The sequence below is a fragment of the Nocardioides sp. NPDC101246 genome (assembly GCF_044767415.1).
Taxonomy (GTDB): Bacteria; Actinomycetota; Actinomycetes; order Propionibacteriales; family Nocardioidaceae; genus Nocardioides.
In genome coordinates this window covers 255,781-270,116 of record NZ_JBIWNX010000008.1, presented here as the reverse complement: position 1 = coordinate 270,116, position 14,336 = coordinate 255,781, and the positions used below count along the sequence as shown (strand labels likewise).

11 protein-coding genes and 1 pseudogene are annotated in these 14,336 nt (G+C 68.0%); 4 read left to right on the top strand and 8 right to left on the bottom strand.

What is annotated here, in order from left to right:
* The first annotated feature begins 10 nt into the window (after nt 1–10).
* On the top strand, nt 11–709 hold the full coding sequence (locus ACIRON_RS17230) for a TIGR03089 family protein (protein WP_402993694.1): 699 nt from the start codon (nt 11–13) through the stop codon (nt 707–709).
* Here ACIRON_RS17230 and ACIRON_RS17225 read toward each other — a convergent pair.
* From ACIRON_RS17225 to ACIRON_RS17190, 8 genes are all read right to left on the bottom strand, one after another.
* Nucleotides 691–2,811: an N-acetylmuramoyl-L-alanine amidase gene (locus ACIRON_RS17225; protein ID WP_402993692.1), complete on the bottom strand. Its 2,121-nt coding sequence runs from the start codon at nt 2,809–2,811 to the stop codon at nt 691–693. The genes ACIRON_RS17230 and ACIRON_RS17225 overlap by 19 nt on opposite strands.
* Before the next feature lie 123 nt (nt 2,812–2,934).
* Nucleotides 2,935–3,642, bottom strand: coding sequence for an ABC transporter ATP-binding protein (locus ACIRON_RS17220; protein ID WP_402993764.1), 708 nt, complete (start codon nt 3,640–3,642; stop codon nt 2,935–2,937).
* Nucleotides 3,643–3,728: 86 nt separating this feature from the next.
* Nucleotides 3,729–4,628: an ABC transporter permease gene (locus ACIRON_RS17215; RefSeq protein ID WP_402993690.1), complete on the bottom strand. Its 900-nt coding sequence runs from the start codon at nt 4,626–4,628 to the stop codon at nt 3,729–3,731.
* Nucleotides 4,612–6,627, bottom strand: a complete 2,016-nt coding sequence (locus ACIRON_RS17210; RefSeq protein WP_402993688.1) for a glycosyltransferase — start codon at nt 6,625–6,627, stop codon at nt 4,612–4,614. The genes ACIRON_RS17215 and ACIRON_RS17210 overlap by 17 nt, the downstream gene beginning before the upstream one ends.
* On the bottom strand, nt 6,624–7,817 hold the full coding sequence (glf, locus tag ACIRON_RS17205) for a UDP-galactopyranose mutase (protein WP_402993686.1): 1,194 nt from the start codon (nt 7,815–7,817) through the stop codon (nt 6,624–6,626). The genes ACIRON_RS17210 and glf overlap by 4 nt, the downstream gene beginning before the upstream one ends.
* Nucleotides 7,818–7,854: 37 nt before the next feature.
* Nucleotides 7,855–8,757, bottom strand: a complete 903-nt coding sequence (locus ACIRON_RS17200) for a glycosyltransferase (protein ID WP_091052699.1) — start codon at nt 8,755–8,757, stop codon at nt 7,855–7,857.
* Entirely contained in the window at nt 8,754–9,689 is a 936-nt protein-coding gene (locus tag ACIRON_RS17195; protein ID WP_402993683.1) for a glycosyltransferase family 2 protein, read from the bottom strand. The genes ACIRON_RS17200 and ACIRON_RS17195 overlap by 4 nt, the downstream gene beginning before the upstream one ends.
* A gap of 74 nt (nt 9,690–9,763) precedes the next feature.
* Nucleotides 9,764–11,263, bottom strand: a complete 1,500-nt coding sequence (locus ACIRON_RS17190) for an LCP family protein (protein ID WP_402993681.1) — start codon at nt 11,261–11,263, stop codon at nt 9,764–9,766.
* Between the two features lie 113 nt (nt 11,264–11,376).
* Here ACIRON_RS17190 and ACIRON_RS17185 point away from each other — a divergent pair, with 113 nt between their 5' ends.
* The 3 genes and pseudogenes from ACIRON_RS17185 (at nt 11,377) to ACIRON_RS17175 (ending at nt 14,333) form a co-directional block, all read left to right on the top strand.
* A complete protein-coding gene (locus ACIRON_RS17185; protein WP_402993679.1) occupies nt 11,377–12,723 on the top strand; it encodes an LCP family protein in 1,347 nt (448 codons plus the stop codon).
* Nucleotides 12,724–12,822: 99 nt separating this feature from the next.
* Nucleotides 12,823–13,479, top strand: a pseudogene (locus ACIRON_RS17180) (ABC transporter ATP-binding protein); the annotation flags it as partial.
* Nucleotides 13,480–13,544: 65 nt separating this feature from the next.
* Entirely contained in the window at nt 13,545–14,333 is a 789-nt protein-coding gene (locus ACIRON_RS17175; RefSeq protein ID WP_402993677.1) for an ABC transporter permease subunit, read from the top strand.
* The last annotated feature ends 3 nt before the right edge of the window (nt 14,334–14,336 follow it).

Below are 14,336 nucleotides of genomic sequence, written 5' to 3'. Positions count from 1 at the left end.
GGGTCTGTGTGTGACCAGCTTCCCCGAGACCCTCGCCCGAGCCCTGCGGACCGCCCCGGGCACCCCGTTCGTGACCTTCTACGACGAGGCCAGCGGCGAGCGCCAGGAGCTCTCGACCACCACGTACGCCAACTGGGTGGCCAAGGCGTCCGGCCTCCTCCTCGACGAGCATGGCCTCGAGCGCGGGGACAGCATCCGGATCGACCTGCCCACCCACTGGCTGGCCAGCGTGTTCCTCGGCGCCGCCTGGAACACCGGACTCGTGGTGACCGACTCCGAGAGCCCCGACGCCGTCGTGTGCGGTCCCGAGACCCTGCCCGCCTGGGCGGACGGCGCCGGGAAGCGGCCGACCCTGGCGTGCTCGCTACTGCCGTTCGGCGTACGTTTCGCCGACCCGCTCCCCCAGGGCGTGCACGACGTCGGCATCGAGGTCTGGGGGCAGCCGGACGCCTTCACCCCCTTCGACCCGCCGGCCGCGGAGGACACCGCCACCTCGTGGGCCGGCGTCGAGACCAGCCACGCCGACCTGTTCGGTGGCGGGAGGGCCGATCGGCTGCTCTCCCCCGTCCCCTCGGCCTCCCCTGCCGGCGCCGAGCTCCTGGCCGCCCTGCTCGCCGGTGGCGGCTCACTGGTGCTGGCGACCAACGCGACCGACGATCGCCTCGCCGCCCTCGCGGAGGCCGAGCGCGCTCAGCCGAACTGGTCGTAGCCGCGTACGACGCCCATCTGGGTCTTCCGGTCCCAGCCGCCGCTCTGGTTGTGCTCGTAGGCGAACCACATCCCGTCGGACTTGCGACGCAACAGCAGGTCGCCGCCGGTGGAGGCACCGCGCAGGTCCTTGGTCGCGAGGATGAAGTCGAAGGCGCTGGCGTCGATCCCGGGGTCGGAGTAGGTGGTCAGGCCACCGGGGCCGTTGGTGCGGAAGATCAGCAGCTTGCTGGCGGTCCTGAAGATCGCTTCCGGCGAGCCGTCGTCGTTGTAGAAACGGCCGGCTCCGATGACCTGGGTCGAGCCGCTCACCGCGCTGCGCATCCGGTAGGAAGCCCCCAGTGAGCTGGTGCCGCGGCCGGGCCAGACCCGGATCTCGCCGTTGGGGTGCTTGCCCACGATGTCGGGCCAGCCGTCACCGGTGATGTCGCTGACCACGTCGATGACCGAGATGGACTGGAAGTTGCGCCCGATGATGACGCCGGTGGCGAACGTCTCGGTCCCGTTGCCACGGTTGACCCGGATCGTGCCGTCGGTGTGGCGGATCAGGATGTCGCCGTCGCCGTCGCGGTCCCAGTCACCGGCGTTCATCAAGGTGGCCGAGGTGCCGCCGATCAGGTTGGTCGCCCGCGGCGTACCGAAGCGGGCGTTGCCGTCGGTACGGAGCACGACGATGCGCCGATCGCTGGACCGCCGGGCGACCAGGTCCGGGTAGCCGCGGCCGCTGATCTGCGACTGCAGCTCGCGCGCCGACCAGCTCGCCTGCTTCGAGCCCGCCTGCGAGCGGATCGTGCTCAGCTTGGCGTAGAGGTAGCGGCCGGGGCACGCGGTGGAGCCGGCGTCGCGATGACCCATGATCGCGTGCGAGAAGGTGCGGTCACCGATCTTGGTGGATCCCTTGTTGCCGCGGACACCGTGCAGCGACAGCTTCCACGCGAACAGCGATCCGAAGGCGTTGACCAGCGCGGTCGGGGGCGCGGCGTTGTCGAAGTTGCCGATCGCCGAGGCGCCGAAGCTGTAGCTGTTGTAGCCCGAGGTGTGGGCACCCACGACGGGGCGGTCGACGCCGCCATAGCGCCCCTCCCAGATCCGGCCGAACTTGTCGAGCAGGAAGTTGTAGCCGATGTCGCGCCAGCCCCGGCTCTTCACGTGGTAGGTGTAGATGCTCCGGATGATCCCCGGCACCTGCGCCTTCGTGTAGGAGTTCGTGTTGACGGTGTGGTGCACGAAGCCGCCGCGGACCTCGTGGTAGTCGGGCGGTCCGGCCTCGCGCACGCTCTCGTCGGCGCCCCACTGGCGACGGCTGTAGATGCTGGGCTTGGCGGTGTAGGCGCCCGCCGACAGCGTCGCCGCCTCCCCCTCCTCGGCACTCGTGGCGCCCTCCGCGCCCTCGGCCGGCTCCGGTGCGTCATCGGCACCGGTCTCGATCTCGGGTGACTCGCTGCGGCTCGCGTCCGCCTCGCCGGGCGTGATCACCGCCAGCCTGAGATCGGCCGGCACCTGGGCACCGGTCAGCCGCAGCCGGGTCTGCACCTGGTCGACCTCGCCGACGATCGCCTCCATGGTGCCCGGCCTCGACCCGGCGGCCTCCGTGGAGCTCGGGTCAGGAGCATGGTCGTCGAGGTGGACGTCCAGCGCCTGCCAGGCGCTCCACGTCCCGTCCTCCAGAGTGCGTACGTCAGCCCCGACCGCATCCTCCGGAACGACCGCATCGGGCGCCCAGGTGAGTCCGACCGTCCCGAAGCCGTCCACCGGCTGCGGGAGGCTGGTGACGGTCACCGCGTCGCCCCGAGAGGCGGCCTTCGTGGCCTCAGCGGTGATCCGTCCGGGCACGCGGCGCGCGGACGGTGCGGTCAGCGAGATCTCCTCGAGGTGGGCGTCGACCGGGACCGCGGGCACCTGCGCCGCCGACGGCGCCGCCACCTGGCTCCCGGAGACGGGAACCTCGCCGGGCCGGACCACCTTCAGGTCGACGACGGTGCTCGCCGGGACCAGCGCGGCCAGGACGAACCCGAGCACGAGCAGCTGCTGGGTCGAGGCGACATAGCGCGACCGAGCGCGCTCGACGTCATTCGACTGCTCTTCTCCGGCCTGCGAAAGCACGTATGGACCCCCCTGGTTCCGTAACACCAGGGAACATCTTTCACATCAGCCACAGAGGTTGGGAAGAGCCTGCGGGGAACTACAGATCTGTAATTCCCCGCAGGCTCTCACCCCGAACTCGCCTCAGACCTCCGCGCCAAGAGCGCTGTCGGCGGCCTCGAGCTGCCTGAGCTTGGCCGATCCCTTGGCGTCGTCCTCACCGTAGTGGAGGTACTCGATGCCCTCATCGACGTCACCGTCGAAGACCAGGCGGCCCTTCTCCAGGCAGATGACGCGGTCGCACATCCGCTTGACCGAGCCGGCGGCGTGGCTGACGTAGACCACGGTGCGGCCGCTGTCGCGGATCTCCTCCATCTTCTCCATGCACTTCTTCTTGAAGGGCTTGTCACCGACGGCGAGAACCTCGTCGGCGAGGAAGATGTCGGAGTCGATGTGGACTGCGACCGAGAACCCCAGGCGCGAGTACTGCCCCGAGGAGTAGTTGCCGACCGGGGAGTTGAGGTGGTCGCCGAGCTCGGCGAAGTTCACCACGTCGTCGTAGATCGCGGCCGTCTCCTCGGCGGAGAGCCCGTAGATCGCCGCGTTGAGGAAGATGTTCTCGCGCCCGGAAAGCTGCGGGTGGAAGCCCGCACCGGTCGCGATCAGGCCGGCGATCTGGCCACGCGTCTTCACGGCACCCTGGTCGGGGCGCATCACACCGCTGATCAGCTTCAGCAGGGTCGACTTGCCCGAGCCGTTGAGGCCCATCAGGCCGACCGACTCGCCCTGCTTGATCGTGAAGGTGACGTCGTCCAGCGCCTTGAAGGTGTTGGAGACTGCCCGTCCCTTCATCTTGGCGACGGTGATGTCCTTGATGCTGCGGTGGTAGCGGAGCGTGAAGTTCTTGGTGACTCCGTCCACCACGATCGAGTCGGCTGTCATGTCAGGCGCTCCGGAATCTTGTTCTCGTGCTTGCTGAAGATCAGCTGGGCGATCACCAGCAGAACCAGGGAGACACCGAACGCGCCCAGACCCCACATCCACAGATTCTCGGGCAGGTGCTCGGCGGCCGTCTGCTCGGGATTCGGGGTCACCCCGACCCAGAAGGCCTGCTGGAAGAGCAGCACGGCGTCCGCGATCGGGTTGAGCAGATAGATCCAGGCCTTGTCCCCCAGCGCGCTCTCGATCATCGAGAACGGGTACATCATCGGTACGCCGAACCGGATGTAGTTGGTGAGGATGTTGACCGCGCTGCCGAAGTCCCGGAAGAAGACGTTGGCGAGGCTGAAGACCAGCGCCAGTGCCGTGCCCAGCGCCATCACGATGCCGAGCGCGAGCAGGAGCGAGGGAACCGTCTCCCAGGTCGGCGTCCAACCGCTGAACAGGCAGACGACCACCAGGATCAGGGTCGCCGGCACCAGGTGGTAGAGCGAGACCAGCATCGAGGCGACCGGGAACATCTCCTTCGGCATCGCCATCTTCTTCAGCAGTCCCTTGTTGCCGAGCAGGGAGCGGGTCCCTGCCCCGAAGGTCTCGGTGAAGAAGTGGACGATGACGAGCCCGGCGAACAGGTGGACCGGGTAGTTGTCCATCCCCTTGTCGGCGCCCATGATCTTGCCCATGAAGATCCAGTAGACGCAGAACTGCGTCAACGGGTTGATGTAGGACCAGAAGACGCCGAGGATCGAGTTGGAATAGCGACCGCTGATCTCCCGCTGCACGAGCAGCTTGAGGAGGTAGCGGCGCTTGAAGACCGAGAGCAGACCGAGGTTCTCCGCCGGGGGTGCCAGCGGAGCGTCGACGATCCGTACGGGGCGTTCATCAACTCCGGTTGCCATCGGTCCCCTTCTCCTCAGCGGCGGACCACGGCTCGAAGGTCTTCTCCCAGGCCTCGGGCGAGGTGAAGTCGCCGAGCTTGGAGCGGTACTCCTCGGCCAGCTTCGGCCACTGGCGCTTGAGCCGGCGGTGCACCTTGACGGTGTCCTTCAGCATCTGGTTGAAGAGCTTCTTGTCGCGGCGGTAGAAGGCAGCGCCCTGCTGGTCGTTCATCGACACGATGGCGCTGTCGTACTTGGTGATCCGGTACCACTGGTTGTCCATCGCGGCGAGCTCGGCCTCGGGGAACTCCGTGGAGAGCTTGCGCGGCTTCATGATCTGCCGGATCGGCGCCTTGAGCGCGGCCAGCTTGACCTCGCGGTTGGTCGGGACCTCGGTGTCCTCCTTGCCCTTGCGCGGCGGCTTGTGGCGGCGCACGGGCGGGAAGTCTTCACGGTCGGCCTTGAGCTGAGCGTCCGAGTAGTCCTTGACCATCTCGCGTACGGCGGGAAGCTGGGTCGCGAGGGTCTCGTGCAGCTTCTCGGGGCCGGCGAGGACGTCGAGCAGCGCCTGGTGGCGCAGCAGGACCGTCGAGTACTGCATCGAGACCAGGTGCTTGACCTGGTGGGAGAACGACTCGGTGACCATCCGGCCGCCGTCGTCGTAGATCGAGTGCAGCAGCGCGGCCACGAAGCGGTTGCGCTGGTGGAAGTAGGACTGCCAGTCGAGGGCGTCGTTCTTGTCGGTCCACGGGACGTGCCACACGGCCGCACCCGGGAAGGACACTGTCGGGAAGCCGGCCGCCTTGGCGCGCAGGCCGTACTCGGAGTCGTCCCACTTGATGAAGACCGGCAGCGAGAGCCCGATCTCCTCGATCACCTTGCGCGGGATCAGGCACATGAACCAGCCGTTGAAGTCCACGTCGACGCGCTTGTGCAGCCAGCGGGTCGAGCGCAGGTTGCGGGCGCCGAAGTCCCAGTCGCCGTAGACGCCGGGAGCCGACTGCCACCAGAACCGCCACGGCTGGACGATCTCGCCGTAGGAGTGCAGGCGGGACTTGGCGTAGAGCGAGAACATGTGGCCGCCGACGATGGTCGGTCGCTTGGCGAGGTCACCGAAGGTGACCGCGCGGATGATGCCCTCGGGCTCGCAGACGACGTCGTCGTCCATCATCAGGGCGTACGTCGCGGTGCCCTTGCGCAGCGACTCGAGCTGACCACGCGCGTAGCCGCCGGAGCCGCCCAGGTTGCCCTGCTCGATGATGTGCAGCAGGTCGCCCAGGGCCTTCTCGGCCGCCGGGAACTCGACGTCGTCGGCGACCTTCTTGGTGCCCTGCTCCATCACGAAGACGGTGTCGAGGTAGGGGCGCAGCTGCTCGTCCTCGCCCATCTGCGCGAGCAGCTTGGCGCAGAAGTCGGGCTTGTTCATCGTGGTGACGCAGATGTCGACGGTGCCGTGCTCGGCACGGTCGTCGGGGACCTCCGCGGTCCACTCGGCCGAGGTGATGACGGCGTCCTCGTCGGAGGCGACGACGTCGTACCAGTACCAGCCACCGTCGACGAACGGCTTCAGCGGCAGGTCGAAGGTGAAGGTGCCCTCGGGGTTGGTGCCGGTGTCGGCTGCGTCGACGCGCTGCGAGCGGCCGTTGGCCATCGACTTGTAGACGATGACGCTCGCGCCGCGACCCTGCAGCGCGACGGTCAGCTTCACGCTGTCGACCACGGTGTGCCGGCGCCAGTAGCTGGCCGGGAACGCGTTGAAGTAGGTGCCGAGCGAGAGCCGCTCGCTCTTCAGGATCCGCAGCGCCGTACGCGACTCGATCTGGTCGGGGTGGATCTGGGTGCCGTCGTTGATCGACTGACGGATCTGGGCGTTGTTCAGCGCCTGAGCCGTCTTGTCGGAGCCGACCTCGTACTTGTCGGCGTCGAGGATGGCAGCCTGGTTGTCGACGTAGAGCGGGAGTACGTCGGAGTCACGGTCCAGGGGCAGGATCTGCCGCTGGAGCAGTCGGGTCACGCTCATTCGTCAACGCCTCCGGAGGTGAGCGGGGTGCCGTCCTCGAAGTGGGGACGGAGCTTGTTCTCGAACATGGTGAGCGCGGACGCGATCGCCATGTGCATGTCCAGGTACTTGTAGGTGCCGAGTCGGCCGCCGAAGAGCACCATCGGCTCCTTCTTGGCCAGGTCGCGGTAGACCAGGATCTTCTCGCGGTTGTCGGCGGTGTTGATCGGGTAGTACGGCTCGTCACCCTCCTGGGCGAAGCGGCTGTACTCCTTGACCACGATCGTCTTGCCGGGCTTGTAGCGGTCGGCCCGCTCCGGGTGGAGGTGCTTGAACTCCAGCTCACGGGTGAAGGGGACCTCGGGGTCGTTGGCGTTGACCACGCCGGTGCCCTGGTAGTCGTCCACGTCGAGGATCTCGGACTCGAGGTCCACGGTGCGCCAGGAGAGCTTGCCGGCGGAGAAGTCGAAGTACTCGTCGACCGGGCCGGTGTAGACGATCGGGACCTTGCCCTTGTAGTCGTCGACCACGGTGAAGAAGTCGGTGTCGAGCTCGACCTCGATGTTGGGGTGGTCGGCCATCCGCTGCAGCCACGCGGTGTAGCCGTCGACCGGGAGACCCTCGTACTTGTCGTTGAAGTAACGGTTGTCGAAGGTGTAGCGGACCGGGAGGCGCGTGATGATGTCGGGCGACAGCTCCGTCGGGTCCTTCTCCCACTGCTTGGCGGTGTAGCCCTTGATGAACGCCTCGTAGAGCGGGCGGCCGATCAGCGAGATCGCCTTCTCCTCGAGGTTCTTGGCGTCCTCGGTGTTGAACTCGGAGGCCTGCTCCGCGATCAGCGCGCGGGCCTCGTCGGGAGTGTGCGACTTCCCGAAGAAGGAGTTGATCAGCGCGAGGTTCATGGGCAGGGAGTAGACCTGCCCCTTGTACTTCCCGAACACCTTGTGCTTGTAGTCGGTGAACTCGGTGAACTTCCGCACGTAGTCCCACACCTTCTCGTTGGAGGTGTGGAAGAGGTGGGTGCCGTACTTGTGGACCTCGATGCCGGTCTCCTCGTCGAACTCGGAGTAGGCGTTTCCACCGATGTGCGGGCGGCGCTCGATGATGAGCACCTTCTTGTCCAGCTCGGTGGCAGCGCGCTCGGCGATGGTGAGGCCGAAGAGGCCGGAGCCGACGACGACGAGGTCAGGAGTGGTTTCAGGGAAGGACACGATCGCTCAGTCTAGGTCTCTGTGGGTAAGGGGTCGGTCAGGAGGAGGTGGGGACGGTACGCATGCCCCGCGCGGCGCGCAGGGCCTTGATCACGTTGACGGCTTCATGCTTGCCGCCTCGCAACGGGCTGAGGAGAACCACAGCCGCGGTGATGAGCCACGGTTTGAGACGTACCAGGACGTTCTCGCCGTAGCGGAAGTGGACGACGAAGAGGTTGCGGTACATGTAGAAGCCCTTCCAGCCGGCCAGGTCGTGCTGCTGGCTGAAGTCGAGCTGTCGCACGAGCACCGCGTCGCGTACGGCCCAGATGGTGCGGCCGGCGCGGCGGGCGCGGATCGCGAGATCCACGTCGTCGTAGAAGATGAAGTAGGTCGGATCGGGGAGCCCGATCTCCTCCAGGACGGTGCGGCGGATCATGAAGCCCTCGAAGGCGACGTTCTCCACCGGAACGCGCTCCGGCATGGCGTCGCGGGTCGGGTAGGTGTCCATGACGGCGGCGGTCTTGGGCTTGATCGCGAGCGGGTTGCGCAGGTCGAACTTCAGCGCGGCCAGCTCGATCAGCTTGCCGTTCTTGTCCTCGCGCACGGAGAAGAGGCAGTCCTCGTCCTGGGCGAGCAGCACCTCGAGGCAGTCGTGGGCCGGGACGACGTCGTCATCGATCAGGTAGAGCCGGTCCCAGCCCTGCTCGACCGCGGCCTTGGTGCCGAGGTGGAAGCCACCGGCGCCACCGAGGTTCTCCGGGCTGTCGATGACCTGCAGGTTGGGCGTGATCGCCTCGGCGAGCACCTGCGCGGTGTGGTCGGTGGAGGCGTTGTTGACGACGATCACCGCGTCGGCGGGCTGGTCGAGCTTGGTGAGCCCGTCGAGCAGCCCACGCAGCATGTCGGCGCGGTTGTAGGTGACGACGACGATCGCGACCGTCTCACGGGTGGTGCTCAACGAAGGAACCTCTCGTGTCCACTGAAGTCCCCCCGGATAGCGGCCCACCACGCCTGCATCGACAGCCAGATCCGGCGCGGCTGCGGCTTGGTGAGCAGGTAGAACCATAGAGTCTTCGCCACGAAAGCCAAAGCGAAGGGCCACCCTCGGTAGTCGCGCAGGTTGAGCAGGTTGTTGCGCGCCATGCAGTAGTGCTTCAGGTCGCTCGGCGTGTGGTTGTACGTCGCCCTCCCCCACGCCATCGGGGTGCCGAGATCACCGACGGAGGGGTGGCGCACCTGGGCGCCGACGACGGTCGCGATCCGCGCCCCGGCCTTCTCGGCCCGGAGACGGTATTCGTGGTCGTCGCCCCAGATGAAGTATTCCGCCCGGGGGTAGCCGATCCGCTCCACCAGGTCGCGGGTCACCAGGACCCCGTTGAACGGGATCACGATGTCCTTGATCAGGCCGTCGGTGGCGGCCGCCTCGACATCGGAGAGCTGGTGCACGACCTTGGAGCGGCCCGGGAGCCGGATCGGGAAGACCAGGCGGCCGGGGTCGCCCTCGTCGACGACGAGCGGCCCCCAGAAGTCGAGGTCGGTCTGCTTGAGCAGCAGCGCCAGGCAGTCGGTGTCGGGCAGGCCGTCGTCGTCCATCAGCCAGACCAGGTCGGCGCCACGCTCGATCGCCGTCTCGAGGCCGTCGTGGAAGCCGCCGGCGCCGCCGCTGTTGCGCTCCAGGGTGCGGGCGACCACCGGCACCTGGCGCTGTCCCGGCTCGATGGCACCGTCGAGCTCTGCGAGCCACTGCGACGTACCGTCGGTGGAGGCGTTGTCGATGACGATCACCTCGTCGAGGCCGTCGACCACGTCGAGCCGCTCCAGCAGTCGCTGCAGCAGCTCGAGACGGTTGTAGGTCACCACGACCGCGGCGACACGATTGCTCCCTGGCACGGATCCAGACTAGCCGCGACCGCGGTGTATCCCGGGAATCAGCGAGTCGGTGTGACCTGCCCTTAACCCGTTGTTCAACACGCTGAGGCGAGGTCGTCGGTCTCGTTGGCCTGGTAACCCTTGTTGCGAGAGCCCAGGGAGCCACCGGTGACCGGACCACCCTTGTCGGAGTCGCCGGTGGCCTTCGGCTTCTCGGTGGCGGGCGCCTTGGTCTCGCCGTCCTCGCCGGTGCCGGGCGACTTGAAGGCCTCCTCCTTCTTCGGGGTGGCCTTCTTCACCGCCTTGCGGACCTCCGCATGGATCTTGGACATGTTCGGGTCGGCGGTGTTGACCAGCGGAGGCACCAGCGAGAGTGTCGAGATCTTCTGCGACTTCGCCTTCAGCGCCAGCGTCGAGAACCGCTCGATCTCGCTCGGCGGGACCGTCGTGGTGATGGTGGAGCCGGTCGCCTTCGCGACGTCCTGGTAGTGGCGTACGACGTCGGCGGGGCTGGTCTGCTGCAGGATCGCGTTCAGGACGCACTTCTGGCGGGCCATCCGGGAGTAGTCGTCGGAGTCGTGGCGGGCCCGGGCGTACCAGAGGGTCTCCCAGCCGTCGAGCTTCTTCGTGCCGGGCTGGATGTGGGTGTAGAACTTGTCGGAGGGGAGGCCGACCGGGATCGGCTGGCGTACGTTCAGGGTGACTCCCCCGATGGCGTCCACGATCTCCTGGAACCCGTTGAGGTCGACGATCGCGTAGTAGCTGATCTGCAGGTCGGTGATGCCCTCGACAGCGTCGACGGTGGCGGCCATGCCGGGGTGGTCCTCGCCCTTGTACAGCTCCTTGTGGTCCTCGGCCCAGGTGCTCACGCCGTTGAGGTAGCAGCCGTCGCAGTCGAAGCCGCGCGGGAACTCCTCGTCCATCGGGGATCCGTCGTCAAAGGTGAAGTTCTGCATGTTGCGGGGCAGGCCGATGAGGACGGTGCGGCCCGTGACAGCGTCGATGGACGCGACCGTGAGCGAGTCGGGACGCAGACCCCAGCGGGTCTTGCCGCCGTCGGAGTCGGCACCGGCGAGCAGGACGTTGAAACGGCCGTTGTGGGCCTCGGCGGCCTCGGCACCGGCGAAGATCGCCTCGACCATGCCCTTGTGGACACCGACCAGGTGGGCGCCGAAGATCAGGGTCGCGGCCACGGAGAAGGCCAGCGCGCCGTTGATCGCGACCACGATGCGGCGCTGCTTGAGGTCGAGCTCGAGCGGGCGGCCCAGGCGCCAGGCGTCGATGAAGAGCCCGGCCCAGGCGATGGCGCCGGCGATGAGCGCGATGCGGAAGAGCCCCAGCAGCCACGGCGTCGTGCCGAGCCGGAAGATCAGGCCGTGCCACAGCAGGGAGATCCCGAAGACCAGCCCGGCGGTGACCGCGAGACCGATTACGGTCCAGATCGCGATCCGGCCGACGCGGCGGTTGCCTGCGACGAGCTGGGCGGAACCCGGCAGGAGCAGCGTGATCAGCAGCAGCGCCATGGCGCGACGGAACCGCACGCGGGAGGCGCGCTCGGCGGCCGTACGCTGGGGCCGGTAGTTCTGCTCAGCCATCTCGGGTCCCTCGGGAGAAGAGTTTGCACCGCCAGTATCACCAGTCACACTGGTAACACAGCGGTGCGACGCGCCGACTAACTTTAGCGGCCTGGCACGGTACGTTTGAGCGCATGCCAAACCCCCGCAACCCTGGCAGCCCCAACGATCCCCGGTCACAGCAGTATGGCTGGGCGTACGGCAACGGCCAGCCTGCTCAGCCTTCGGGCCCCGAGCCCACCAACGTCATGCCCACCGTCCGGCGCCCGCCGGGCGGTTCGCCGCCCCCGGCGCCGCCGCGCGGCGGCTATGACCGGCCGCTGCCCCAGCCGGGGCAGATCGCGCCGACCCCTGGCCAACAGGGCGGGTATGGGAACCAGGGTTACGACCAGGGCTACAACCAGGACTGGAGCCAGCCGAGCGAGTACGGCGGCAACGGTGGCAACGGCGGCTATGGGGGTCCGGGCGACGGCTACGGCGGCGGTCGCGGGGGCCGCCAGCCCAGGCCCAAGAAGCGCCACCCTTTCCGCAAGTTCGTCGCGATCGTGATGATCCCGATCCTGATCCTGGTCGGCGCGGTGGCCTGGATCGGCATCAGCGCCTGGAACAAGGTCGACAAGGTCCCCTACGAGCCGACCGCGGGTGAGCGGCCCGCGGACCAGCCGGGGACGACGTACCTCATCGTGGCCAGCGACTCGCGTGAGGGTCTGACCGCCGAGGAGAAGAAGAAGCTGCACACCGGCGATGCGGCCGGGAGCCGGACCGACACGATCAAGCTGCTGCACACCGGTGCCGGCAAGACCATCGTGGTCACCATCCCGCGGGACTCCCCGGTGGACATCCCCGGTCACGGCAACACCAAGATCAACGCCGCGTTCGCCTACGGCGGTCCTGAGCTGTTGACCCAGACGATCGAGCAGAACACCGGCGTACGCATCGACGGCTACGTCGAGATCGGCATGGGTGGTCTCGCCCGGCTGGTCGACGGCGTCGGCGGCGTCGAGATCTGCCCGAAGCAGGACATGAAGGACAAGCTGGCCGGGCTGGACATCAAGAAGGGCTGCCAGGAGGCCAACGGCGCGACCGCTCTGGCCTACGCGCGCTCCCGTCACGTGGAGAGCACCGGAGACCTGGCGCGAGGCGTCAACCAGACCGAGGTCATCTCCGGCATCGGGAAGAAGATGACCAACCCGGCCACCGTGCTCAACCCGTTCAAGCTCGCCGAGATGGGCAAGGGCGCCGAGGGTCTCAAGGTCGGCAAGGGCATGAGTGTCATCGGCGGCGCGAAGTTCGCCTGGGCCTTCAAGGCTCTCGCCGGCGGCTCCGCGATGACCTGCGGTGTCCCGATCGTGGGCATGAGCACCCAGTGGGACCGGGAACGCGCGCTGACGATGTTCGGTCACATCAAGGAGGACACGGTCGACGACATCCCGGCCGACCTCTGCACGCCGACCGGCCTGCCGAAGAGCGTCACCGGCTGATCCTCGGAGCAGCCACGGCCGTCCCTACTGACCTTCGTCGGTAGGGACGTCTGCTTTTCGTCCACTGTGCCCGGCCGCGTACGTCCTTAGGTTCGAGGCATGATCGAACTGGACCACCTGACCAAGAGATACGGCGCGACCACCGCGGTCGACGACCTCACCCTGCGGATAGAACCGGGCCGGGTGACCGGCTTCCTCGGCCCCAACGGCGCCGGGAAGTCCACGACCATGCGGATGATCCTCGGCCTGGACCGGCCGACGTCGGGAACCGCCACGATCGACGGCCGTCCGTACGTCTCGCTGCGGCGTCCCCTGCGCGAGGTCGGTGCGCTGCTGGACGCCAAGGCGGTGCACCCCGGTCGCCGGGTGCGTACGCATCTGGTGGCGATGGCGCGGAGCAACTCGATCCCGGTGGCCCGGGTCGACGAGGTGCTCGAGCGCGTCGGTCTGGCCGGGGTCGCCCGGCGGCGGGCGGGCAGCCTCTCGCTCGGGATGAGCCAGCGGCTCGGGATCGCGGGCGTGCTGCTGGGCGACCCGCGGGTGATGCTCTTCGACGAGCCGGTCAACGGGCTCGATCCCGACGGGGTGGTGTGGATCCGGAAGCTGCTGAGGTCGCTCGCCGCGGAGGGGCGTACGGTCCTCGTCTCCAGCCATCTGATGAGCGAGATGCAGCAGACCGCCGACCATCTGGTCGTGCTCGGACGCGGGCGGCTGCTCGCGGACGCCCCGCTGAGATCGTTCGTCGCCGGGCACTCCTCGCTGGAGGAGGCGTACTTCCGCCTGACCGCAGGGTCGGTCGAGTACGCCGGGGAGGTGGCCTGATGCTGAGCCCGTTCCTGGCCGCGATCTCGTCCGAATGGACCAAGCTCTGGTCGGTCCGCTCGACCTGGTGGTGCCTGATCGGCGCGGCCGCGCTGATGGCGCTCTACTCGGTCCCGCTGGGCTTCGACGCCGCCGAGCCCAACCCGAACCTGTCCCACGCCGACCAGCTGCTCCACGTCGAGGAGGTCGCCACCGCGGGGCTGCTGTTCACCCAGTTCGCACTGATCGCGCTGGCGCTGCTGACGGTGACCTCGGAGTACGCCTCCGGCAGCATGCGTACGACGCTGCAGTGCGAGCCCCGACGCGGCCGGGTGCTGGTCGCGAAGCTGGTCGTCGTGGAGGTCGTCGCGCTGGTCTCGGGCGCGTTCCTCGCTGTCCTGGGCGCCGGGCTCGGCTACCTGACGGCGGGTGACTACGGCGTCTTCGACGTCTCCTCGGTGGCCGCGGTGGCCGGCAGGATCAGCGTCTACCTGGGCGTGGTCGTCGCGCTGGCCATCGGGCTCGCGGTCGGTCTGCGCAGCACCGCCGGGGCGCTGGTCGTGGCGTTCCTGCTGCTGTTCCTGCTGCCGATGGTGCTGATGATGAGCGGGATGGACCTGATGACCGACGTGTCCTACTACCTCCCGGGGACGGCGGGCACGGAATACCTCGGCATCGGGATCGCGACCCTGTTCGGGCTCTCCGACGGACTCCCCTACGGCCGCAACGGCGGGCTCGGGCTCGTCGCCGCCTGGTCCGTGGCCACGCTCCTGGCGGGCTCCTTGGTGTTCCGCCGCCGCGACGCCTGAGGC